The organism is Deltaproteobacteria bacterium (genome assembly GCA_016709225.1).
GTDB classification, from domain to species: Bacteria; Myxococcota_A; Polyangia; order Nannocystales; family Nannocystaceae; genus Xiheibacterium; species Xiheibacterium phototrophicum.
Genome location: JADJEE010000012.1, coordinates 1373477 through 1396159, shown reverse-complemented (window position 1 = coordinate 1396159; position 22683 = coordinate 1373477). Strand labels below are relative to the sequence as shown.

Below are 22683 nucleotides of genomic sequence, written 5' to 3'. Positions count from 1 at the left end.
CGTACCGCGGGTGACGGTGCGCGAGGCGATGACCGAGGCCGAGGCGCGCTTCGACCGACGCCGGCGCGCACTCGGCCGCGTGCTCGCGCCTGCGTTGTTCGTGGCGCTGTGGCTGGCGCCGCTGCCGGGCCTGTCGCCCTCGGCCCACGCGCTGGCCGCGGTCGCAGCCGCGACGGTGGCGCTGTGGATCACCGAGGCGGTGCCGCTGCCGGTGGCGGCGCTGTTGGGCCCCGCGCTCGCGGTGCTCACCGGGGTCGCGCCCGCGAAGCAGGCCTTCGCGCCGCTGTCGGATCCGCTGATCTACCTCTTCTTGGGTGGCTTCGTGCTCGCCGAGGGTCTGGCACGGCAGGGCGTCGACCGCCGCATCGCGCTGTGGCTGATCGCGCGGCCGCAGGTCGCGGGCTCACCGAGCCGTGCGATGGTGGCGATCGGTCTCATCGCGTGGGCCTTCTCGATGTGGATCTCCAACACGGCGACGTGCGCGATGCTGCTGCCGGTCGCGTTGGGTCTGCACGCAACCATGCGCGAGGTCATCGGCGACGACCCGCAGCAACGCCGCGCGCTCGATCACTTTGGCGGCGGCATGTGCCTGCTGCTCGCCTACGCGGCCTCGATCGGTGGGGTCGCCACGCCGATCGGCACCGGGCCCAACGTCATCGCGATCGGCATGCTCGAGGAGCAGCTCGGCGAGCACTTCGGCTTCACGCGCTGGATGGCGTTCGCACTGCCGCTGTCGGCGGCGATGATGGCGACCGCGACGGTGCTGGCGGTGCGGCGGTTCCGACCGCCGATGACTCGGCTGCCGGGCCTCGCCGACGAGGTCGCGCGACAGCTGCGGGCGCTCGGTCCCGTGAGCGTGGCCGAGCGTCGCGCGGTCGCGGTGTTCGGCGTCGCAGTGCTGGGCTGGCTGACGCCGTCGCTGTTGCAGCTGGCGCTCGGCGGGGCGCACCCGTGGGCGTCGTGGGCCGGCGATGTGCTCGACGAAGGCGTCGTCGCGATCGTGTGCGCGAGCGCGTTGTTCGTGCTGCCCAGCGGCCGCAGTGATCCGGGGCGTCCGCACCTGCTCTCGTGGGAGGACGCGCAGCGGCTCGACTGGGGCACCCTGCTGCTGCTCGGCGGTGGGCTCTCGCTCGGCAAGCTCACCTTCGAAACCGGGCTGGCCGAGGCGATCGGACGCGGCGTGCTGGCCAACGTCGGCGGCCTCGCCAGTCATCCGTTCGGGCTGCTGACGTGCGCGGTCGTGTTGATGCTCGTGCTGACCGAGGTGACCAGCAACACCGCGGTCACCAGCATGATGCTGCCGGTGTTCCTGGGGGTCGCGCAGGCCGCCGGGCTGTCGCCCCTGCCGGTCGCCGTGCTGGCGACCATCGCCGCCAGCTTCGCGTTCATGCTGCCGGTGTCGACGCCACCCAACGCGATGGCCTACGGCACCCGCATGATCCGCATCGAGTCGATGCTGGCCCTGGGCACGAGGCTCGATCTCGCGGGGTTGGGGTGGCTGCTGGTGCTCGGCGCGACGTTGTTGCCGCTCATCATGTGACGTAGCGGGTCGGGTCGGATGCGCCGGCGAGTGCGAAGCCCTCACGGCGCAGGCCGCAGCTCTCGCAGGCACCGCAGGCCAGGACCCGCTCGCCGTCGACGACCGGATCGTAGCAGCTCACGGTGTCGGCATAGTCGACGCCGTGTCGCAGTCCGAGCGCGATGATCTCGTGCTTGCGCAGGGCCGCCAGCGGCGAACGGATCGCGATCGCCTCCCCTTCGACACCGCGGCGGGTCGCGAGCGCGGCGACGGTCGCGAAGGCGGCGATGAACTGCGGTCGGCAGTCGGGGTAGCCGGAGTAGTCGAGCGCGTTCACGCCGATCCACAGCTCGTCGGCGCCCAGCGCCTCGGCCCACGCCAGGCCGTAGGAGAGGAACAAGAGATTGCGCGCCGGGACATACGTGCTCGGGATCGCGGTGTCGCTGCTCGGCGCGCCGTGCTTGGGGACGTCGAGCGCACTGCTCGCGACCAGCGACGTCGCGGGCGCGAGCAGACGCCCGAGGTGCGCGAGATCGACGGTCTCGTGCGCGACTGCGGCGAAGCGCTCGGCCTGCCGCGCGGCGCACTGCAGCTCGACGGCGTGCCGCTGGCCGTAGCGAAAGCTCAGCGCGTGGATGCGGCGACCCTCGGCATCGGCGAGGGCGAGCAGCGTCGTGGAGTCGAGGCCGCCGCTGGTCAGCACCACGGCGGCACGGTCGGGCTCAGCCACTGCTCGCGTCACTGGCGGGGCCGGTGGGGACGCAGTTGGGATCGGGATCGAAGTTGGGATCGTCGGGGCAGCAGTACAACGCGAAGGTCTCGTTGTTGAAGCCGGGGTTGCAGGTGCACGACGGCTGCTGTTGCTGATCGAGGATGCAGGCGCCGCGCTCACTGCCGCCGCAGAAGAAGCCTTCGCAGGGATCCTTCGCGCTGAAGCAGTAGTTCTTGTCCTGGTTGCAGACGCCCTCGTCGCAGTGGCCGTCGGGCGCCAGGCACAGGCCGCCGAGGTTCCCGGGCGGCGCGTCCTTCTCGCGATCGGCCCCGTGAAAGCACGCGGTGGCGGTCGCCGCAAACACCAAACCGAGGAGGACTCCGAACGTGCGTGACATCGTCGACTGCTCTCGCGTTCGCACGATAGCAGAACCCCCACGCCGGTGGTGCGGTGAAAAACTCGTCGTCGGCGACCGCCGGCGTCGCGCCGCCGCTGCGGAGCTCGTGCATGCCGCTCGAGCTCGGCTGGGCGAAATGCCTGGGCAAACTGCCAAGCGCTCGCGCGTCGCCACGACGCACGAAGAAACCAACGTGGGCTCGACCCACGTACGGCGTGGTCCTCGGTGCGCGGCCCCGCGCCAGTGTTCTGCAGTCGCTACGCAATTCGAAGCATCGCGTCCCGCGATCGCGCGCACAGCTGCGGGTCGCGCGGGCGGTCGCTCGCGCCGCCGACGACGGAGCGTTTGACAACGCAACCGCGACACCGATAGCGTGCGGATCGATGCTGGCTCGATCGATCATCTCGCAACGTGCATCGCTCGCGTGTGCCCTCGCGCTCGCGCTGCCGATCGCGTCGCTGCCCGCGGCCGCGTCTGCAGCACCGCGCGTGACGCCCGAGGACGGCGCACGCAAGCGTGCCGAGGCGCAGGTGATGGGTCGCGATCTGCTCGGGGCCGATCCGGCGGCCGCCGGCATGCACTACGACGCTCGCGCGTCGGAGTGGGGCGATCCGGTGCTGTACCTCGACGCCGCCGATGCGTACATCGCAGCCGCCGAGAAGGATCGCGACGTCGCGATGGCCGAGGCGGCGATCGAGCGCGGTCGCATTGCGCTCGACCTCCTCTACTTCGCGCTCGACTCCACCGCCGATCCGAACTTCCGCATCATCGACACCAGCGCGGTGCCCGATCTGATCGCGCGCGCCAACGACGTGATCGCCAAGGCCCAGACCGTCACCGAGGACATCGCGCGCGGCGACGAGGGCGAGGGCGAAGGCGACGCGACCGCGAAGCCCAAGCGAGAGCGCAAGCCCATCAACGCCCGGGCGCTGTTCCTCAGCGGCGCGGCGGTCACGGGGCTCGGGGGCGCCGTGTTGGGTGTGGGGGCCGTGGGGCTGATCATCGGCGCCGTGAACCAGAACCGGGCCGAGGACCCGAAGGTCTATGGCAGCGCCTACGACCAGGTCGCGACCAAGGGCGAGCGAGGCAACCTGATCGCCGGCGTCGGGCTGGGGGTCGGCGGTGCACTGGTGTTGGGCGGCGTTGCGATGATGATCGCCGGTAAGGTCGTGCAGAAGCGACAAGGCCGCGCCCCCGACGAAAAAGCTACGCAGAAGAAGACAGTTCGCGTCGCGCCGGCCTTGAACGGCGTCTCGATCTCGGGGAGATTCTAGCCATGCCGAGCCGCAACAAGTTCCTGGTGCTGGTGCCGTCGTTGTCGCTGTTCATCGGGCTCGGCACGTACGCAGGCACGCCGGCGATCGCCGCCAACCATGCCGCCGCCATCGCGATGGCGTGCGATGATCCGAGCAACCTCTGCGTGGACTCGGGCGGTGCCAAGTGGGAGGCCGACAAGACGGTCACCGCCAAGGACAAGAAGAAGCGCAGCGACAAGTCGCCGGCGACGGTGTCGCTCGCCATCGACGGCGGCCGCGGCAGCTTGTTCGTGAACGGGCGCTACGCCGGCACCGCGCCGCTCTCGGGCGTGCCCGTGCCAGGCGGTCGCAACGACGTGCAGGTGCGCGACGGCGCCACGGTGATCGCCAAGGGTGTGCTCACCGTGCCCAAGGGCGGCTCGGTGAGCTTGACCGTCCGCCACCCGTGAGTGCGCCGGCGTGCCGCGGGCGCGCCGTGCTCCAGCGGCGCCGATCGGACGGACAGACCAACGATCCGATCTCCCGCCGTCGCTTGCGTGGCTGACCGCACGCGATCCACCGTGCACACGGCTTCACGCTGCGCGGGCGCCTCGGCCAGCGCGGATCCGAGCCGTCACGGTCGTTGAGGCCCGAAGGCCTCACAACGTATGATGGCGTCGTGGAGGGGACGGCGCAGCGGTCGCGTTCGCGCGGCACCCTGGCAGCCGGCAGTCGCATCGGGCGCTATGTCCTGGGCCGCCGACTCGCCAAGGGCGGCATGGCCGAGCTCTACCTCGCGAAGGCGGTCGGCATCGGCGGCTTCGAGAAGCCCTGTGTGCTCAAGCTGGTGCTGCCGCACCTGACCGACGACGCGTCGTTCGTGGAGATGTTCCTCGGCGAGGCCCGCCTGGCGGCGACGCTCGATCATCCGAACGTCGTGCACGTCATCGACATCGGCGAGATCGATGGCGAGTACTTCTTCGTGATGGAGTACATGCACGGTCGCGACGTGCGTGCGCTGTTGCGGGCGTCCAACCCCGGCACGCTGCCGCTGGCGGCTGCGTTGACGATCGTGCACGAGGCCGCAGAGGGCCTCCACTACGTGCACGAGCGGCGCGATCCGACCGGCCGTTTCCTCGGCCTGGTGCATCGCGACGTGTCGCCGTCGAATGTGATGGTCAGCTTCGACGGCACCGTGAAGCTGGTCGACTTCGGCATCGCCAAGGCCACCGAGATGCGCCACGCCACGCGCACCGGGGTGCTCAAGGGCAAGGTGCACTACATGGCGCCGGAGCAGTGCGAGGGGCTCGCGCTCGATCGTCGCACCGACGTGTTCGCGCTCGGCATCCTGCTCTACGAGATGACCACTGGCCGGCCGCTCTTCACCGGCACCAACGACTACTACGTGATGTCGCGGATCGTCCGTGGCGTGTTCGCGCGGCCCCGCGAGGTCGATCCGGCGTATCCGCCGGAGCTCGAGCGCATCGTGATGCGTGCGCTGGCCCGCGAGCCGAACGAGCGCTACGTGTCGGCGCAGGCGCTGCAGGTCGACATCGAGGCCTACGCCCGGACGGCCGGTCTCACGCTGTCGTCGCGCGTGTTGGTCGAGACCATGCACGACATGTTCGGCGAGGCGCCGCTGCCGAACTTCGAGGACGACGAAGAAGAGTCGAACCCCACGGTCCTGCACGTGTCGCAGAGCGTCGACAGTGCGGCGGTCGCCAACCTGACGGCGCCGACCGACGTGTTGATGGCACCGCGGCAGCTCTCGCGGGTCGCTGCGCCGCCCCGGCGCCGCACGGTCGCGCTCGCGCTCGCGCTGGGACTCGGCGTGCCGTGCTTGACGATCGGCGCGTGGGCTGCGGTCGAGCTCGGGGTCGCCGACGAGGCCGCCGCGCAGGACGTCGCGCCCGCGCCGGTGGCCCAGGCCCCGGTGGTCGCCGATCCGAGCCCTGCGGCCCCGACACTCGGTCCGCCGCGGCTGGCCCCGGCCGGTACGCGCGCGGTGGCGCTGCCGAGCTCGGCGGTCGATCGGGCGGTCACACCGACCGAGGCGCCGCTGGTGCTACCCGCGGTGGAGCCCACCGACGATGTGATCGAGATCGAGCCCGGTGACGAGCTGCCCCAGGTCGGCGAGCCGTCGGAGCCCGGTGCGCCGAGCGAGCCGAGTGAGGTGGCGCAGGCCGTACACGTCGCCGACGCGGGCATCGCGGAGGCCGGTGCAGCGGCGGGTCGCACGAAGGCGAAGCGGCGGGCCGCCAGCGCCCGCAAGCGCAAGTCCGGGCACGCCTCCGCCGCGAAGCACACCGGTGCGCAAGACGACGTCGACGCGATGTATCCTTCCGGCGGTTGATCGCCTCACTGCCGCTTCGGTTCGCGCTGCTGCTGGCCGCCGAGCCACCGCACGAGGGCTTCGACGAGCTGATCGCGAAGGCCGAGGCGGCCTTTGGCGCGAAGGACTACGACGTCGCGAGTCGAGCCTTCGCCGACGCCTATGCGCTCGAGCCGGTGCCGAAGTACCTGTTCGCGCGGGCGCAGGCCGAGCGCCTGGCCGGCCGGTGCAACGTCGCGGTGCCGCTGTACGAGCAGTTCCTGGCCTCGGCGCCATCGAAGGCCGAGGTCGAGCGCGCCCGGCAGGCACGGGCCCGCTGCCTCGAGGGCGCGGACGCCGGCGATCCGGTCGGTGAGCTCGACGGCTCCGCGTCGCCGAGCGCGGCCGATCGCCCGCCGGCCAAGCCGCCAGCGCCGTGGTACCGCGACCCGGTGGGTGGTGCCCTGGTCGCGACCGGAGGGGTCGCCGCCATCATCGGTGCCAGCGTGCTCGGCTTCGCACTGGGCAAGGACCGACGCGCCGACCGGGCCGCGAACGAGGGCGACTACGTCGACGAGAAGGACGCCGCGAAGCCGCCGCAGCGCGCAGGCATCGCGGTGCTCTCGGTGGGTGGCGCGCTGCTGGTGGCGGGTGCGATCCGCTGGGGCGTGCTGGCCTCACGGCAGAAGCGGCGCGCGCGTGCGGCCGCCGCTGTGGTGCCGGGTGCCCGTGGCGTGTCGGTCACGTTCGCGCTGCGCTTCTGACGAGCGCGCGTGCGCCGGACGCAGCCACGGCAGCACGGCTTGGGTCCCGGCGCGTGACCGTGTCACGCTTGTCGGCGAGGACGCGGCGTGCGTGGGTTCCGAGCGGCGATGGGCGTGGGTGGCGTGACGCTGCTGGTGGCCGCGTGCCTGCAGCCGCGCGCGTTCCCCTGTACGTCGGCGGGCGACTGCGTGTTGGGCTCGCGAGCGGGGCAGTGCGTCGATCCGGGCTACTGCGCCTACCCCGACGACGCTTGCGAAGACGGGCTGCGCTACGGGCCCGCCGCGGGCGAGGGGCTCGCCGATCGCTGCTTCGATCGCGGCGGTGATGCGTCGTCGGACTCCACCACGCCGGTCTCGAACATCGACTGCGGCGTCTGCAATGCGCCGCCTGACGAGTGCCTCGACGCGATGGGTACCTGCATCGATGGCGAGTGCAGCTATCCCCCGCGCGAGGCAGGTGGCAGCTGCGGCGCCGACGATCCCTGCATCGGCGTCGGTCGCTGCGACGGCAGCGGGCTGTGCGTGCCGGTCGATCCGCCGTGCGACGATCCGCCCTCGGGGTGCCACGAGGCGATCGGCAGCTGTGGCCCCGATGGTCGCTGCGACTACGCGCCGCGCGAGGGCGGCTCGCCGTGCGAGGACGGCCACGCCTGCACCTACGGCGATCAGTGCGACGGCGCGGGCGCGTGCGTGCCGGGGGCGGTGTGTCCCAGCGAGAATCCCTGTGCGATCGGCAGCTGCGGCGCCTCGCAGCAGTGCAGCTACTTTGCCGCGATCGATGGCACCGCGTGCGACGTCGGGGCCTGCTGCGCGGGCACCTGCGTCGACCTCGGCAGCGATCCCGCCAACTGCGGCGGCTGTGGCACCGCCTGCGTGCTGCCGCAGACCTGCGTCGAGGTCGGTGGGGTGCCGGGCTGTGCGTGACCACAGCGGACGGCGCGGCATCCACGGCGCTCGCGGCTGCGACGGCGCCAAGGTCTTGCGAGGGGGGCCGTTGCCGGCCCGCGCATGCGCGCGGAACTTAAGCGCTTCGAAAAACCACGACGGTCGGCGATGATGGTGACCGAGGTGCACGCGCGACGACGTGGGTCGGTGCTCGGCGCGGTGTTCACGGCACTCGCGCTCCAGGCATGTCTCGGCGAGACGATCTATCCGTGCACCGGCGACCTCGAGTGCGTGGTCGAAGGCGTCCAGGGCTCGTGCCAGAGCTCGGGCTTCTGCGCCTACCCCGATGGTCGCTGCCCATCGCAGCTGCGCTACGGGCCGGCCGCCGATCGCAGGTTCGAGTGCGTGCCGGTCGGGGTTGCGTCCGACGGTGATTCCCATGCGTTCGTGGCCACCGGCGGTGACACCGACGGCAGCTCCAGCACCACCGCGGTGGTCACCAGCACCGGGGCGATCGAGGGCTCCGGTAGCGGCGGCTGCACGGTGTGCGACGATCCGCCGGGACCGTGCTTCGAGCCGCTGGGCGCGTGCGGCGACGACGGCTGCATCTATACGCCGCTGTCCTCGGGGCTGCGCTGCGTGATCGACGACCCTTGCGTCACAGCGGCGCAGTGCGATGGCGCCGGCCAGTGCGTCGTGACCGGCGGCATGCAGTGCAACGTCCCGCCCGACAGCTGCCACGAGTCGCGCGGGACCTGCGAGCGCGATGGCACCTGCAGCTACGCGCTCAAGCCCGCCAACAGCCCCTGCGACGACGACGACGGCTGCACCACCGGCGAGCGCTGCGATGCCGCCGGCGTCTGCGGTGGCGGCGAGTCGTGCACGAGCAACAACCCCTGCGAGACCGCGAGCTGCAGCGGTGGCACCTGCGTGTTCGCGCCGGTCACCGATGGCAGCTCGTGCGGCGCCGCGGACTCGGCCCGCTGTTGCGGCGGTGACTGTGTCGACATCTCCAGCGACGAGGACAACTGCGGCGGCTGCGGGGTCGGCTGCGACGCCGACGACATCTGCGAGAGCGTGTCAGTAACCTCGACCTGCGATCCCGCGCCGGCCAACACCAGTGGTCGCTGCACCTGCGACGGCGCCAACGCCGATTGCCCGCTGGGCCAGCTATGCCGCACCGTCACGCCGTTCAACAACCGCTGCACGCCGAACTCGGCGGCGAACTGCGTGAACGACTTCGTCGATGTGAACCTGTGTCCGAACTACTGCGCGTACCCGTGAGGGATCACGGCGCCGCGGCTGGGGTCGGTGGCTTGGCCAGCGTGCGCACGCAGACCACGCGCCCGCCCTTCCAGCGCTGCGGTGCCGTGCCCATGCGCGCGTGATCGGAGTTCCACACCACGCGCATGCTGCCGAAGGTGTCGCCTTCGGTCGCCGACCAGAACTTGCCGTCGGCGAGCATCGAGTTGGCGGTGAGCGAGCCGAGCTCGCCGACCCGCGGCAGTCGCCACTGCGCGACGCCGCCCACGTCGAGCGCGTCGCAGTAGGCCTTCGCCTGCGCGAAGGTCATGCGCGCGCTGCCCTTGAGGATGCGCTTGCCCTTCTTCTTGGGTGGCTCGGCCGACACCAGCAGGATGTCGAGCGCGCGGAACTTGCGAGCGACCAGTCCGCCGTAGATCGCCTGCATCTCGGCCTCGTCGATGACCGGCTCGGCGGGCGCATCGGCGGCGATGATGGTCGGCTCCTCGGGCACCGCCGCGGTCGCGGGCGGTGGTGGCGGCAGCATGGTCGGCGGCGCGGGCACCGGCATGGCCAGCACCGTCGGGGCCGCGACGGGTGCGGCCACAGATGCCGCCACGGGGACGGGCGCGGCGGGGGCGGCCGTCGTCGGGATGTGCTCGGCGAGGTGGCTCAGCAGCGGCGCCGCGGTCTGTGCGGTCTGGCTGGGGCCGCTGGCGATCGCGACCGTGGTCACCAGCAAGGCGACCCCGGCGGCGACCAACGCCGCCAGCTGCACGGGCCGACGCGTCAGCGCGCGGGCGACCACCAGCGGATGCGCGTCGGTGTGTGGCCCGCGATCGACCGGCACCGTACCCGATGGCGAACCCGCGAACGCGGCCACCGTCGCGCCGGGGTGCGGCAGCTCGACCGCCGGTGACGGCGCGCCGGGATGATCGGGCACGGAGGTCACCAGCGTCGCGCGGCGCGGTCCGACCCGCAGGCCCATGCGTTGCGCACGCTCGATGATCTCGATCGCACCGCGCCACTCGGGCGGCATCACGACCACGCGATGGGGCTGCACGCCCGCCTCGAGCAACCGCGTGCGGAGACGTTCGAGTCGCGCGCTGGTGAGCTCGAGGTCGGGGAACAGCAGGTAGCCCGCGTCGCCACGACGCGACGCGCTCGCGAGCAGGCCGTCGTCGCGGGTCTCGATGCCGCTGACGACCTCGACCGCGAGTCCGCGCGCGGCGAGCTGTTCCAACGCAGGACCCAACAGGTGGCGCGCATCCTTGGCGCAGCCGAGCACCAACACTTGATCCGTCGTCGAGTCCGCCATGGAGTTCACCTCGAGGAAAAGAAGTAATCCATGGTACAGCAATTGCCGATGATGTAAAGCGCGAAGATCGGGCCGGAAACCCGTGTTCGGGCTCCGATCTGCGTTCGGTGGGCGAACGGCGACGAGAACGGCCGACCGGCCAGCGCCAGCAGGGTCGGCTAGCTCGGTGCGCCGGGCCGGGCGACGTCGCGGCGCGGGTCTTCCTCGTCGAGCAGGATCACCGGCAGCGGCTCGCGTCGACCCGGACTCCAGTGCAGCAGCTCGCCCTCGTGGTCGCGCACGCGCAGGAACGTGAACTGCACCCGCTCGCGCGGCAGCAGCACGTCGTGGGTGAACACGGCGATCCAGGTGCCGGTGTTGAAGTACCACGCGGGGCGCTCGACGCTGCCGCCGATGCGCCACAGCACCTCGTCGTGGCTGTGTCCGAAGCTGACGACCGGCACGTCGACGATGGTGGCGAGCTCGGCCGCCGCGCGGCGCATGGGCTCGGGTGGCACGGTGCGGCCGCCTCGCAACACCGTGAACGCCAGCGCGCCGAACAACATCAGCAGGAACACGAAGCTGAACGCCAGGAACAACGTGGCCTTGCCGAGCAGGCCCAGCTGGACCTGATCGATCGCGTGGTTGCCGGCGAACCAGATGCCGAGCACCAGCATGCTGACCAGCAAGAAGGCGCCCGCGAGCTTGAAGGTCTGTAGGCCGAGGCCGCGGATCGCCTGCACGAGGTCGGTGTGGGTGTCCTTGAGGCGATCGATCGCGTAGAGCCGCTCGCCCAATCCGCTGCGCGCTGCCAGCTCGGCGAGCTCACGGGCATGGTTGTCGGCGATGCGGGTGCGCGCCCGCGAGGGGTACTTCAGCACGCGCTTGACGACCTGCCACCAGAAGCGCCAGTGGCTGCGCACGACCCCGAGCAGCAGCTGTGGGTTGTTGAACGCGAGCCACTTGAGATAGCGGCTGTTCGCGCGCGTGCTCGGCACGATGAACGTGATGTGGCCGAACGCGTTGTAGAGGTAGCGCTGGAAGAAGTTGCCCAGCGGGTTGTCGAGCTCGGCCTCGTGCACGGCGTCGGGAAGATCGACCAAGCCGCGGCGCAGCGGATAGCGGAACGCGTTCTCCGGATCGTACTGGCAACCGTGCTCGATCCAGGCGCGGCCCGGCTCGTGGTAGAACCACGGCTCGAAGCGCAGTCGCGCGAGCGCCTCGGTGGCCTCGCGCGCGCTGCCGAGTTCGCCGTGCTGCAGCAGCGCCTCGCGCAGTGCCTGTTGCACCGGCGCCCACTGCAGCTCGATGTCGTGGTTGCCGGGCAGCATGATGATCTCGTGGCCCTCGCGCAGCACCAGCCCCATGGCGGCGCAGAAGCGGGGGTGGCCGTCGAGGATGCGCGAGAGCTCGGCGGCGGCGCGCGACGGCGTCAGCACCGGGGCGAAGCCCGAGCGGCGCTCGGGCGTGTCGCCCTCGAGCGGCACCGGATCGAGCCGCAAGAGATCGAAGGCGTCGCCGTTGAAGATGAGCTTGAAGCGGCGGTCGTTGGCGCGCGCGTCGTCGCACAGCCAGCCGCAGAAGCGTCGGAAGTCGTCGTCGTAGAAGAAGGTCTCGAGCTCGTAGTACCGACCCGACTCGCGGTTCTTGCCGCGGCCGATGTGCAGGTCGCTGACGACCACGATGTCGTGCAGCCGCACGGGTTCGCTCTGCTCAGTCATCGGCCTCCGCGCCCGGTCGCAGCCACGCCGCCAGCCCGATGAAGGTCGCCGCCACGCCACCGGCGAGGCCGAACGCCATGGGGGTCGCCATCGCCTGCGGGGCGTACCACAGCAACAAGCCCACGGTCGCCAGCTGTCGCGCGACATCGAGGGGCGCGGCCCAACGCTTGCGCTCGAGCCGACCGACCAGCGCCACGAGGGTCGCGAGCACGACCACGCCGGGTCCGATCGCCGCCGTGCGAGTGGTCGTCTCGGCGAGCGAGAGCACGATGCCGCTACCGACGAAGGCGAGCCAGAAGTGCAGCAGCGCGTAGCGCTGCAGTCGTCGCGTCGCGGCCGGCGCGTACTTCACGTAGTGCGCACGGTCGACCGCTGGCGGTGGCTTGCCGGCGCCCAGCTCGGCGGGCTGCCACCCGGGGTGCTTCCACCACACGCGCACGCGGTCCCACCACCGCGGGAATCGCCGGGCATCGCGGTGCACCTGCGCGTAGTACTCGAGATTGGCCCACAGCGGGTTGTAGCTGTGCAGCGGCTTGGTCACGCCGAACACGACGGGTTGCTGCTCGGGCGCGAGCGTGCCGAACAGACGGTCCCAGAGGATGAAGATGCCGCCGTAGTTCTTGTCGAGGTACTCTGGGTTGATGCCGTGGTGCACGCGGTGGTGCGACGGCGTGTTGAACACCGCCTCGTAGCGACCGAGATCCCCGACCAGCTCGGTATGGGTCCAGAACTGGTAGAAGAGATTGAGGGCGTACATCGTGACCCACACGTGCGCGGGCACCCCGAGCAGGGCGAGCGGTGCGTAGAACACGAACGCGGTCAGCAGCTCGAACGCGGGCTGCCGCAGCGCGACCGAGAGGTTGAAATCCTCGCTGTGGTGGTGCACGACGCACGCCCCACATGAAGTTGACGACGTGGCTGAGCCGGTGCCACCAGTAGAACGCGAGGTCGATGCCCACGAACGCCACCAGCCACGGCCACGGGCTCCCGGGCGCGAACTCGACCAGGCGCGCGTGCTCGTACAGCCACGCGTAGGCGAGCAGCGCCAGCAGCTTGAAGAACAGCTCGAAGACCTGCGAGATGATGCCGGCGCTCAGGTCCGACATCATGGTGCCCAGGTGGTAGACCCGCGCGCCGCGTCGGCGCGCGATCGCGGCCTCGACGATGATGCCGAGGATGAAGAACGGGACCAGGAGCGGGATGATGTTGTCGGGCATCGCGCCTGACGGGTCGCGATCGCGCGCCCAGCCCGATCGTAGCACCCGCAGACGCGCGGGGCAGCGCCCGCGCGGCTGGTCACGCGCGCAGACGCGACTTCAGTTCAGCGCGTACGGAGTGCTGAGCGAGAACGCTGCGATCTCGGCGTCGAAGTGCTCACCGCGATCGGTGACCATCTGGTAGCTGCCGTGCATCGTCCCGAAGGCCGTCCCCAGCGGACACGCCGAGGTGTACTCGAACGACTCGCCGGGCTTGAGGATCGGCTGCGCTCCGACGACGCCGGGTCCACGCACCTCTTCGACCTCGCCGTTGGCGTCGGTGATGATCCAGTGGCGGCTCATCAGCTGCACGGTCTCGCTGCTGGCGTTGGCGATGTGGACGGTGTACGCGAACAACCAACCGCCGCGCTCCGGATCGGACTGCTCCGGCACGTAGCGGGATCGAACCCGCACCTCGATTCCGCGGGTGCATGCTTCGGATGTCGACATCGAGGGGTCCTGCTGGCGGCGCGGATGTTATCGCAACCGCGCCGGCATGGCGGCCCCGCGGGTCGAAGGCTCGAAAGCCGCACAGAGCGCCGGTTCGCGTCGCGAACTCACGGACAGCCCACCATGACCGCTTGGGGATCGAAGGCGTAGTTGGTGGTGCCGTCGCCGATCTGTCCCTCGGTGTTCGTGCCCCAGCAGAGCACCTCGCCGGCGTCGGTGCGCACGCAGGTGTGGTCGCGGCCGCCGCTGACGGCCAACACGCCGGCGCCGACGTCGATCGCGACCGGCGTGAGCGTGAACATGTCGTTGCCGCCCATGTCGGGCTCGAGCATGAGCTGGCCGCCGAGGTTGCTGCCCCAGCACCACAGCGCCGCGGCGTCGTCGATGGCGCAGGTGTGCTGGTCGCCGCTGGCGATCGCCGTGGGCGTACCCGCCTCCGGCGGCCAGGCGACGGCCACCGGGGTGATCTGCTCGACGCCCGAGCCGTCGCCGAGCTGACCGAGATTGTTGCGACCCCAGCAACCGATGGCGCCCGCATGGGTGAGCGCGCAGGTGTGCGTGCGACCGAGCGCGACGTCGGCGACGTCGGCGATCGGCATCGAGGTCGGCGTTGCGATCGTCGGCGTCAGCGCGGGGTCGGTCGCGAGCTGACCGAAGTCGTTGGCGCCCCAGCACGACAGCGCGCCACCCTGCACGATGCAACCGAAGGCGCCGCCGGTCTCGAGCTGCGCGACCGGCCCGGTCCCGAACGACACCGGCCCGGGGCCAGCCGCGCCACCGGTGAGTTGGTTCTGCCCGTTGGCACCCCAGCACGACAGCGACAGGCCATCGGTCGCGCAGGTGTGTGAGGCACCGGTGCCGATCCCATCCGCCGAGACGATCGCCGCCGGGGTTGCCGGCGCGATCGGTTGCAGCAGGGCCGGATCGACCTGGCCGCTGTCGTTGGCGCCGAAGCAGCGCACGTTGCCCTGCTCGGAGCGCACGCACGTGTGCGTGGTCGCGCTGATCTGGCGGATCGGATCGGTCGGACGCACCGCGAGCGCTTCGATCGGCGTGGTCTCGAAGGGCGCCGCGCTGCCGCCGAGCTGACCGACGTCGTTGGCGCCCCAGCACTGCACGCTGCCGTCGACCAGCACCGCGCAGGTGTGGCGATCGCCGGCTTCGATCTGGCGCACGCAGCCGCAGGCGCTGCCCATGCACTCGAGCCCTTCGCCGCAGGCGGGCCCGGATGCGCAGCACGCCTCGCCGGCGCCGCCGCAGCTGGGGCCGCCGCCGCTGCTGCTCTCGTCGCCGGTCGCCGGGCCGCTGGAGTCCTGCGGCCCGGTGTCGGCGGTGGTGTCGAGGGTCGTCACGGTGGTTGCGCTGCTGGCGACCCCACTCGAGCTGCCGGTGTCCCCGACGACGCACTCACCGGCGACATCGGGATCCGCGAGCTCGTCGTAGCGCAGGCCCCCCGGGCACGCTGCATCGGGATAGGCACAGCGCCCGTCGGCCGCGCACACGCCCCCGTCGTGGGCGTTGCACGCGGCGTCGTCGCTGCACGAAAACGACGTGAACCGCAGGCACGCGCCGCACAGGACACCGGCCGTCAACGCGAAACCCCATGCGTACGTGCGTGGTGCGGGCATCGCCGTCGCCAAGGGCGTCAGACTATCACCGATCGCGACCAGCCGACCCTTCGCGATCGGATCCACGCGAGGGCCGGCTTGCGCGCGTTCGTGGCCGGCCCGGCGTGCGCGCGCCACAGCGCTTGCAGATCACGTCGCCGCGCCACTACGATGGCAGGCGGACGATGGCGCTCGACACCGCAGCCGACCGACGAGGTCTCGCGCCGCCACCGGCGCCCGGCGGCGGTGATCGGCTCGGCCGCTACGAGCTGTTGCGACGGCTGGGCTCGGGCGGCATGGCCGAGGTCCACCTCGCGCGGGCCGCCGGCCTCGAGGGCTTCCAGAAGCTCGTCGTGCTCAAGCGGATCCTGCCGCACCTCGCCGCGGACCCGGAGTTCGTGCGCATGTTCCTGGCCGAGGCCCGGCTCGCCGCGATCCTCGATCACCCCAACGTCGTGCAGGTGTTCGACATCGGCCGCGAGGGCTCGGCCTTCTTCTTCACGATGGAGTACGTCTACGGCGAGAACCTGCAGACCATCCTGCGGGCGGTCCGCCGCAAGGGCGACGCGCTGCCGATCGAGCTCGCGATCGCGATCGGAATCGGCGCCGCGACCGGGCTGCACTACGCCCACGAGCGGGTCGGCTTCGACGGCATGCCGCTGCAGCTGGTCCACCGCGACGTGTCGCCGACCAACGTGATGGTCACCTACGACGGCTGCGTGAAGATGGCGGACTTCGGCATCGCGAAGGTCACCTCGCGCACCGACGTCACCCAGGCCGGCATCCGCAAGGGCAAGGTGCCGTACATGTCGCCCGAGCAGTGCCGGGCCGAGACGCTCGACCGTCGGAGCGACGTCTTCGCGCTCGGCATCGTGCTGTACGAGTGCACCACGATGGTGCGGCTGTTCGATGGCGACAACGAGTTCGGCCTGATGAACCGCATCGTGAACGGCGACGTGCCGCTGCCGTCGACGCGGCGTGCGAACTTCCCCAAGGATCTCGAGCGCATCATCATGAAGGCGCTCGCGCCTCAACGCGACAAGCGCTACGGCAGCGCGGCCGAGCTGGCCGCGGATCTCGAGCGCTTCGCACGGGAACGCAAGCTGCGCTCGACGCAGTCGGGCCTCGGCGAGTTCATGCACGGCCTGTTCGAGCCGCGGCCGTTCCCGTTCGGCGCGCTGCTCGGTTCGCCGGTGGCGAGCGCGGCCGCGTCGCAGACCGGCGAGCACAGCCAGCGATCGGGCTCGTCGGTGCCGGCGGTGCGCATGCCGCCCGATGTCACGCCGGCGTCGCATCCCTCGAGCACCGCGGCGGGCCGCTCGCGATCGATGATCGCTTCGACCGCGCCGCGATCGCACGGCACGCTGCGAGGGGTTGCGATCGGGCTTGGTGCGGTGGCCGCGGTCGCGTTGATCTCGGTCGGCGCGGTCGCGCTGTACTCGATGAGCACGCAGCCCGAGGCCGGGGCGCCGGCCGGCAATGCTGCGGCCCCGATCGCGCCGGCGGCCGCCTCGACGCAGCAGGCGGTTGCGCCCGCTGCGGCCGCGCCCGCGCCGGCGATGGAGGCCGCGCCCGCGCCGGCGGCGAAGGCTGCCGAAGCGTCGGCGCCGGCGATGGAGGCCGCGCCCGCGCCGGCGGCGAAGGCTGTCGAAGTGTCCGCGCCGGCGGTGGCGGCCGCGCCCGCCGAGCGCCGCGCGACGCCGTCGCCGGACGAAGCCGCAGGCGAGCCCGTCGTCATCGTCGAGGACGACGTCGCCAAGCGCACCCGCAAGAAGTCGAGCGCGACCACCACGAAGAAGCCGGACGCGCCCTCGAAGGGTGGCGAGTCCCACGATCTCGACGCGTTCCTGCCGCAATGACCATGCTCGCCGGTGTCGTCGCGTGGGTGTTGTCGTCGTCGCTGGCGATCGGGCCGTCGTCGATCCTCGGCGATCCTCAGGCGCAGGCGGCGTTCGAAGAGGCCCAGGCCGCGTTCGAGGCCAAGGACTTCGCCGCTGCGAGCAAGCTGCTCGAGCGCGCGTACATGCTCGAGCCGAACCCCGTGCTGCTCTACCCCTGGGCCCAGGCCGAGCGCAACCTCGACCACTGCGCGGTCGCGATCGATCTCTATCGGCAGTTCATCGAGTCGGCGCCGTCGCAACGCATGGTCGACGACGCGCAGAAGAACATCGACCGCTGCGAGGAAGCGCTCGCCGCGGCCGAGCCCGAGCCCGAGCCCGAGCCCGAGCCGGCGGTCGACCCGGATCCACCGCCGCGGCCGAAGGACCCGACGCCGCCGGCGGACGTGCGCGAAGCCAAGCCGGTCGGTCGCGATGCCGCGGGTGCGGTGCTGGTCTCGCTGGGTGCGGTGGGCTTGGTCGTCGGCACCGCGCTGGCGGTCACGGCCGCGAAGAAGGCCAAGCTCGCCCACGAGGCCGACGACAACCTCGCCTACCTCGACGCCCGCAAGTCGGCGCTGGGCCTGCGCGCGGGTGGCATCGCCTCGTTGGTGGTTGGGGGTGCGTTGGTGCTGGCCGGCGTCATTCGCTATGGCGTGCTCGCGCGCAAGCGCGGCCGCGGCGACGTCGCGCTGCTGCTGCCCCGTGGTGGCGCCGGGCTGGCCTGGTCGGGTCGCTTCTAGAGGTTTCCGACCGGACCACGGCCGGACGCCTCAAGCGCTGCTCTCGACCAACGTGACCGTGCTGCCGCCGGTGTTCGCACACGCGATGTCGGGCAGGCCGTCCTCGTTGAAGTCGCCGATCGCGAGCGCGCCCGGGCCGGCGTCGGTGGTGAGCTGGATCGCCTCCATGAACTCGCCAGCACCGTCATTGGTCAGCACGCGCAGCGTCATGTCGCCGGAGCTCGCGACCACGAGGTCGAGGTCGCCGTCGAGGTCCAGGTCGACCAGCTCGAGCGCGCTGGGTGCCGAGGCGGTCGCGAACGGCAGGCCGGCGCCGAAGCTGCCCAGCCCGTTGCCGAGTAACCGCGTGAGGTTGCCGCTGGCCTCGGCGGTGACCGCATCGCCGAGGCCGTCGCCGTTCACGTCGCCACCTGCGATGGCGCGCGGGTCGGCGCCGACCGGGAACGGTGCGGCCGCGCCGAACTGACCCGCACCGTTGCCGAGCAGCAGCGACACCGTGGCCGCGCCGGTGTTGGTCACCAGCAGATCGAGCTCGCTGTCGTCGCTGATCTGCGCGAGCGCCAGGCCGCGCGGCGCGATGCCGACACCGAACGTGACCATCGCGGCGAACGGCGCCGGCTCGGACAACAACACGCCGACGGTGTCGTCGGTGGCGTTCGAGATCACGAGGTCGTCGCGGCCTTCGCCGCCGAAGTCGGTCGCGACGAGCTGTTGTGGGGCCATGCCGACCGCGATCGCACCGCCGGCGGTGAAGCTGCCGTTCGAGGCCCCGCGCAGCCACGAGACCGTGGCCGCGCCGGTGTCGGCGGTGACCACGTCGAGGTGGCCGTCGGCGTCGAAGTCGCCCGCGACCACGTCGTTGGGGCTCGCGCCGACGGCGTAGGTCGTGCGCGCGCCGAAGTTGCCGCCGCCGTCGCCGGGGCGGAGCGCGACCTCGTTGCCGTCGCGGTTGCAGGTCGCCAGATCGAGCGAGGGATCGCCATCGAAGTTCGCCAGCACCACGCCGGTCGGTGCCGCGCCCATCACGAGCAGCGTCGGGCTGCCGAGGCACAGCTCGCCGGCGTGGGGTTGTCCGTCGTTGCACGCGATCGGCCCGGTGCCACTCGAGCTGTCGCTGGCGTCGCCGCTGCTCGACGATTCGCCGACGCCGGTGGTCGACATCGCGCTGCAGGTGCCGGCGATGCACACCGCAGGCGCGACACACTCGCCGGCCTCGCACGGGCAGCCGAGCACCGGCTGTGGACAGGTGCCGGACTCGCTGCCGGTCGCGGTGGTGGTCGTCGCGCTGGTCGAGCCGCTGCCGGTCGAGCTGCCGGCGTCGTCCGACGACGCCTCGCCGCGGCAGCCAGCCGCCAGCAGCAGCGCCCACACAATGCACGGAAACGAACTCCAGCGAGCCACCATCGAAGTCAAGCGAAGCGTCCTCGCGACAACTTAACCCCAAAAGCTCCGCGGCCGCAAAGGGTGGGTTGGACGGCGGCTCGGCAAGTGCACGAAGTTGGAACGAGGGCGTTCGCGCTGCTAGCCTCGATCGGGTCGCTGCGCTCGCGACTCCAGCACGCCATGTGTCGCATCTTCGGGTTTCGCTCGGTCCTGCAGAGCCAGGTGCACCGCTCCCTGGTGAGTGCCGACAACGCGCTCATGCAGCAGAGCGGGCGCCACCCCGACGGTTGGGGCGTGGCCTACTACAACGCCGGCGCGCCGCACGTCATCAAGAGCGTCGCCACCGCCATGGACGACGCGTTGTTCCGGCGGGTCTCGGGCATCGTGTCGTCGGAGACCGTGCTCGCGCACCTGCGCAAGGCGACGCAGGGCAACCTGTCGATCATCAACACCCACCCGTTCCAGTACGGCCCGTGGGTGTTCGTGCACAACGGCAACGTCGCGCGCTTCGCCGACATCAAGCCGCAGCTCGCCGACCGCATCGCGCCGGTGCTGCGTCGCTTCATCCTCGGCGACACCGACAGCGAGGTGCTGTTCTACCTGCTGCTCAGCCACATGGCCCGGCGCTGCGATCTGGCGCGGCCCGGCTATCCGGTCGGTGATCTCGTGGAGTCCATCCGCGCGACCGTGCAAGACGTGGTCGAGCTCGCCGGGCCCCCGTGCGAGACCGACGACGGCCCACCCGACTCGACCTACCTCACGTTCGTGGTGACCAACGGCGCCACGATGGTCGCGCACCATGGCGGCAAGTCGCTGTACTTCACCACCTACAAGCGTCGCTGCCCCGAGCGCGACGAGTGCCCGCGCTTCGGGCCCAGCTGCGAGCAGCCGACGCCCGACGGCCACGTGAACCATCTGGTGGTGTCGAGTGAGCCGCTGCAAGGCGAAAACGTGTGGACGGCGATGCGCCCGGGTGACATCGTCGGCGTCGATTGGCGCATGCAGCTGACCCAGGCGTCGCCGACCTGATCACGGGCGAGCCCTCACTTCCGCGTTGGACGCTGGCGCTGTGCTGCCTGCCGGTCGCAGTGCTGTGCGGATGGGCGGCGTCGGTGCTGCCGTGGAAGGCGTGGACGACCTTCGCAATCGTCACCGGCGCGCTCGGCCTCGTGCACGCGATGACCTTGGTGCTGGCGGTGCTCGGGCATCGCGCCCGCGCGCCGATGTGGCGCGTGCAGGCGATGGTCTCGCTGGGCTACCTCGCCTACCTGACGTGGAACCTGGTGGTGTCGGCCAGCTACATCGCCGCGCTCTACGGCGGACTCGGCCGGGGTGTGGCGGTCTCGCTGGGCTTGGTCTGGTGTCTCGCGGCGTTCGTCACGGTGCCGCTATCGGCGTGGGGACTCGCGGTCACCGGTGGCATCCGTGCCCGACGCCGTGCCGGTGTGGTCGCGACGTTGGCCGTGGTCGGGCTCGGCGTCGGCGGCGTGTCGGCGCGGGCCAGCGCACAGGCGCAGCCCCTCACGGCGGTCGACGTCGATGCGGATCAGCTCGCACGCAGCGTCGGCGCGGTCGCGCCGCGCCATCGCGGCCCGGCGCCGTCGCGACCCCGCGCGCTCGTCACCACCGCCGCCGCGAGTTGCGAGCAGGCCCCGGAGCATGCTGCCGCGACCGTGTTCGTGACCTGGCTGCGCAGCCAGGACGGCGACGGCGTGGTCGAGCACGACTGCGTGCAGGGCCCAACGCTCGACGCAGCGCTGTCGCTGGCCCACGCCCGGCTCGCGGGTGCGGCCGCGCCGGGGCCGATCGCCATCGACGTCGTCACCGCGACGCGAGCCTTGCAGCACCTCGCGCCGATCGTCGACGGCATGCTGCTGCGTCCCGGCCTCGATGGCGTCTGTGAAGGCGAGCGCTGCCTGGTGCCGTGGCAGCTGCTCGCGCTCGATGCGTTCACCGCGTCGCGACCACTGTCGGTGGTGCCGGAGTTCCGCTTCGGCTTCGATGCCGCTGCGCTGCGTCACAGCCTCTGGCCATCGCAGCGACCGCGCGGGGAGATCGAAGGCTTGGTGCGGTTCGAGACCGCGAGTTTCGTGATCGACGACGACGGCGTCCACCGGCTGCGTCGGCTCCGTGAGGCGGGGCCGGGCCTCGATGCCGAGCACCTCCACCGCGCCAAGCTGGCCGCCGAGCGCTACATCCTGTCGGCACAGGCCGACGATGGTCGCTTCGAGTACCGCCTCGATCCGTTCGTCGGCCGCGTCGGTTTCAACGGATTCTCGCTGGCACGGCAGGCCGGCACCACGCTGGTCGTGTGCGAGCTCGCCGAGGACCGCGAGCGTGCGCGTGGCGTCGCAACCGAAGCGCTCGCGATGTTGGTGTCCACCCAGCGGCGCCATGGCGAGCTGGCGGCGCTGGCGTACCCAGCCGAGAAGGACGTCAGCTTCATCGGCCTCGGCGACACCGCGTTGGCGACCATCGCGTTGCTGTCGTGTCGTGATCTGGTCGGCGATCGCTTCGACGACGACATCGATCGGATGACCCGCTTCCTGCTGGCGATGCAGCGCGACGACGGTGGCTTCTTCCCGCGCATCGACATTCGCGACGGCGCGCCACAGCCGGGCCCCGATCCGCTCTACGCGGTGGGACAGGCGGTGTTCGCATTGACGCTGCTCGAGCGCCTGCAGCTCGACGCGCCCGCGCTCGATCGCTTCGCGGAGCCTTCGGCGGTGCGCGACGCGGTCGAGCGCGCGATGGCGTACATCGCCGAGGACTACTGGTCGATGTTCGCCGCCGACTTCTTCTTCATGGAGGAGAACTGGCACTGCTTGGCCGCGCGCGCGTCGCTCGGACATCATCGCCACGACGGCTACGAGCGCTTCTGCCTCGACTACGTGCGCTACAAGACCCGCCTCATCTTCGGACCCGAGGACGACGTGGACGTCGACTTCGTCGGGGGCTACGGCTTCAGCAACGTGCTCACGCCGCACAACACCGGCTCGTCGGGCTTCGGCGAGGCCGCGGCGGCCGCGCTGGCCATCGCGGCCCAGCGCGGCGACCAGCTGCCCGAGACCGCCGCGGCGCTGCGTCACGCGCTCGGGTTCCTGCTCCACCACCAGTGGAATCCTCGCAACGCGTTCGCGACCTCGGGGCCGCATCCGATCGCCGGTGGCATCAGCGAGAACATGGCCTCGCCGCACATCCGCATCGACTATGTGCAGCACGCGATGGCCGCGATGGGGCACGGTGGGGCCGTGCTCGGGCTGCTGGCGCCGACGCGCTAGCGC

The 22683-nt window shown here is 71.3% G+C and carries 20 protein-coding genes; 12 read left to right on the top strand and 8 right to left on the bottom strand.

Features of this window, described 5'->3' with window-relative positions; genetic code table 11:
- Positions 1-10 precede the first annotated feature (10 nt).
- Positions 11-1540 (top strand): DASS family sodium-coupled anion symporter, encoded by a 1530-nt coding sequence (locus tag IPH07_30750; GenBank protein ID MBK6921816.1) that lies wholly within the window; start codon positions 11-13, stop codon positions 1538-1540.
- Here the strand turns inward: IPH07_30750 and queC are convergent.
- Both queC and IPH07_30740 read right to left on the bottom strand, forming a co-directional pair.
- Complete coding sequence (gene queC, locus IPH07_30745; GenBank protein ID MBK6921815.1) at positions 1533-2249, bottom strand: 7-cyano-7-deazaguanine synthase QueC; 717 nt, start codon at positions 2247-2249, stop codon at positions 1533-1535. The genes IPH07_30750 and queC overlap by 8 nt on opposite strands.
- Positions 2242-2628: a hypothetical protein gene (locus IPH07_30740; GenBank protein ID MBK6921814.1), complete on the bottom strand. Its 387-nt coding sequence runs from the start codon at positions 2626-2628 to the stop codon at positions 2242-2244. Before IPH07_30740 ends, queC begins: the two co-directional genes overlap by 8 nt.
- A gap of 383 nt (positions 2629-3011) precedes the next feature.
- On the opposite strand from IPH07_30740, the gene IPH07_30735 reads away from it, so the two are divergent.
- The 6 genes from IPH07_30735 to IPH07_30710 all read left to right on the top strand — a co-directional run bounded on the left by IPH07_30735 (position 3012) and on the right by IPH07_30710 (position 9107).
- Positions 3012-3902 carry a hypothetical protein gene (locus IPH07_30735; protein MBK6921813.1) on the top strand — a complete coding sequence of 297 codons (891 nt, stop codon included), beginning with the start codon at positions 3012-3014 and terminating at the stop codon, positions 3900-3902.
- Between the two features lie 2 nt (positions 3903-3904).
- Positions 3905-4333 (top strand): hypothetical protein, encoded by a 429-nt coding sequence (locus IPH07_30730; protein ID MBK6921812.1) that lies wholly within the window; start codon positions 3905-3907, stop codon positions 4331-4333.
- A gap of 209 nt (positions 4334-4542) precedes the next feature.
- The gene (locus tag IPH07_30725) at positions 4543-6216 is read left to right on the top strand and encodes a protein kinase (GenBank protein MBK6921811.1); all 1674 of its coding nucleotides are present in this window, start codon (positions 4543-4545) and stop codon (positions 6214-6216) included.
- Positions 6213-6938, top strand: coding sequence for a hypothetical protein (locus IPH07_30720; protein MBK6921810.1), 726 nt, complete (start codon positions 6213-6215; stop codon positions 6936-6938). The genes IPH07_30725 and IPH07_30720 overlap by 4 nt, the downstream gene beginning before the upstream one ends.
- 87 nt (positions 6939-7025) lie before the next feature.
- Complete coding sequence (locus IPH07_30715) at positions 7026-7862, top strand: hypothetical protein (GenBank protein MBK6921809.1); 837 nt, start codon at positions 7026-7028, stop codon at positions 7860-7862.
- Between the two features lie 129 nt (positions 7863-7991).
- Positions 7992-9107, top strand: a complete 1116-nt coding sequence (locus tag IPH07_30710) for a hypothetical protein (protein MBK6921808.1) — start codon at positions 7992-7994, stop codon at positions 9105-9107.
- Positions 9108-9111: 4 nt separating this feature from the next.
- Here the strand turns inward: IPH07_30710 and IPH07_30705 are convergent, their stop codons facing one another.
- From IPH07_30705 to IPH07_30695, 3 genes are all read right to left on the bottom strand, one after another.
- Positions 9112-10383: a DUF1566 domain-containing protein gene (locus IPH07_30705; protein MBK6921807.1), complete on the bottom strand. Its 1272-nt coding sequence runs from the start codon at positions 10381-10383 to the stop codon at positions 9112-9114.
- 158 nt (positions 10384-10541) lie between these two features.
- Complete coding sequence (locus IPH07_30700; GenBank protein ID MBK6921806.1) at positions 10542-12083, bottom strand: metallophosphoesterase; 1542 nt, start codon at positions 12081-12083, stop codon at positions 10542-10544.
- Positions 12076-12969, bottom strand: coding sequence for a sterol desaturase family protein (locus IPH07_30695; GenBank protein MBK6921805.1), 894 nt, complete (start codon positions 12967-12969; stop codon positions 12076-12078). The genes IPH07_30700 and IPH07_30695 overlap by 8 nt, the downstream gene beginning before the upstream one ends.
- A 28-nt stretch (positions 12970-12997) precedes the next feature.
- On the opposite strand from IPH07_30695, the gene IPH07_30690 reads away from it, so the two are divergent.
- Positions 12998-13309: a hypothetical protein gene (locus IPH07_30690; protein ID MBK6921804.1), complete on the top strand. Its 312-nt coding sequence runs from the start codon at positions 12998-13000 to the stop codon at positions 13307-13309.
- A 90-nt stretch (positions 13310-13399) separates the two neighbouring features.
- On the opposite strand, the gene apaG is transcribed toward IPH07_30690, so the two are convergent.
- Complete coding sequence (gene apaG, locus IPH07_30685; protein MBK6921803.1) at positions 13400-13789, bottom strand: Co2+/Mg2+ efflux protein ApaG; 390 nt, start codon at positions 13787-13789, stop codon at positions 13400-13402.
- A 107-nt stretch (positions 13790-13896) separates the two neighbouring features.
- A complete protein-coding gene (locus IPH07_30680; GenBank protein MBK6921802.1) occupies positions 13897-15381 on the bottom strand; it encodes a hypothetical protein in 1485 nt (494 codons plus the stop codon).
- Positions 15382-15581: 200 nt separating this feature from the next.
- Here IPH07_30680 and IPH07_30675 point away from each other — a divergent pair, with 200 nt between their 5' ends.
- Positions 15582-17255, top strand: coding sequence for a serine/threonine protein kinase (locus IPH07_30675; GenBank protein MBK6921801.1), 1674 nt, complete (start codon positions 15582-15584; stop codon positions 17253-17255).
- The gene (locus tag IPH07_30670; protein MBK6921800.1) at positions 17252-18016 is read left to right on the top strand and encodes a hypothetical protein; all 765 of its coding nucleotides are present in this window, start codon (positions 17252-17254) and stop codon (positions 18014-18016) included. The genes IPH07_30675 and IPH07_30670 overlap by 4 nt, the downstream gene beginning before the upstream one ends.
- 30 nt (positions 18017-18046) lie before the next feature.
- Here the strand turns inward: IPH07_30670 and IPH07_30665 are convergent, their stop codons facing one another.
- Positions 18047-19420, bottom strand: a complete 1374-nt coding sequence (locus tag IPH07_30665) for a VCBS repeat-containing protein (protein ID MBK6921799.1) — start codon at positions 19418-19420, stop codon at positions 18047-18049.
- A 159-nt stretch (positions 19421-19579) separates the two neighbouring features.
- Here IPH07_30665 and IPH07_30660 point away from each other — a divergent pair, with 159 nt between their 5' ends.
- Both IPH07_30660 and IPH07_30655 read left to right on the top strand, forming a co-directional pair.
- Positions 19580-20428 (top strand): class II glutamine amidotransferase, encoded by an 849-nt coding sequence (locus IPH07_30660; protein MBK6921798.1) that lies wholly within the window; start codon positions 19580-19582, stop codon positions 20426-20428.
- Positions 20392-22680: a hypothetical protein gene (locus IPH07_30655; GenBank protein ID MBK6921797.1), complete on the top strand. Its 2289-nt coding sequence runs from the start codon at positions 20392-20394 to the stop codon at positions 22678-22680. The genes IPH07_30660 and IPH07_30655 overlap by 37 nt, the downstream gene beginning before the upstream one ends.
- Positions 22681-22683 lie beyond the last annotated feature (3 nt).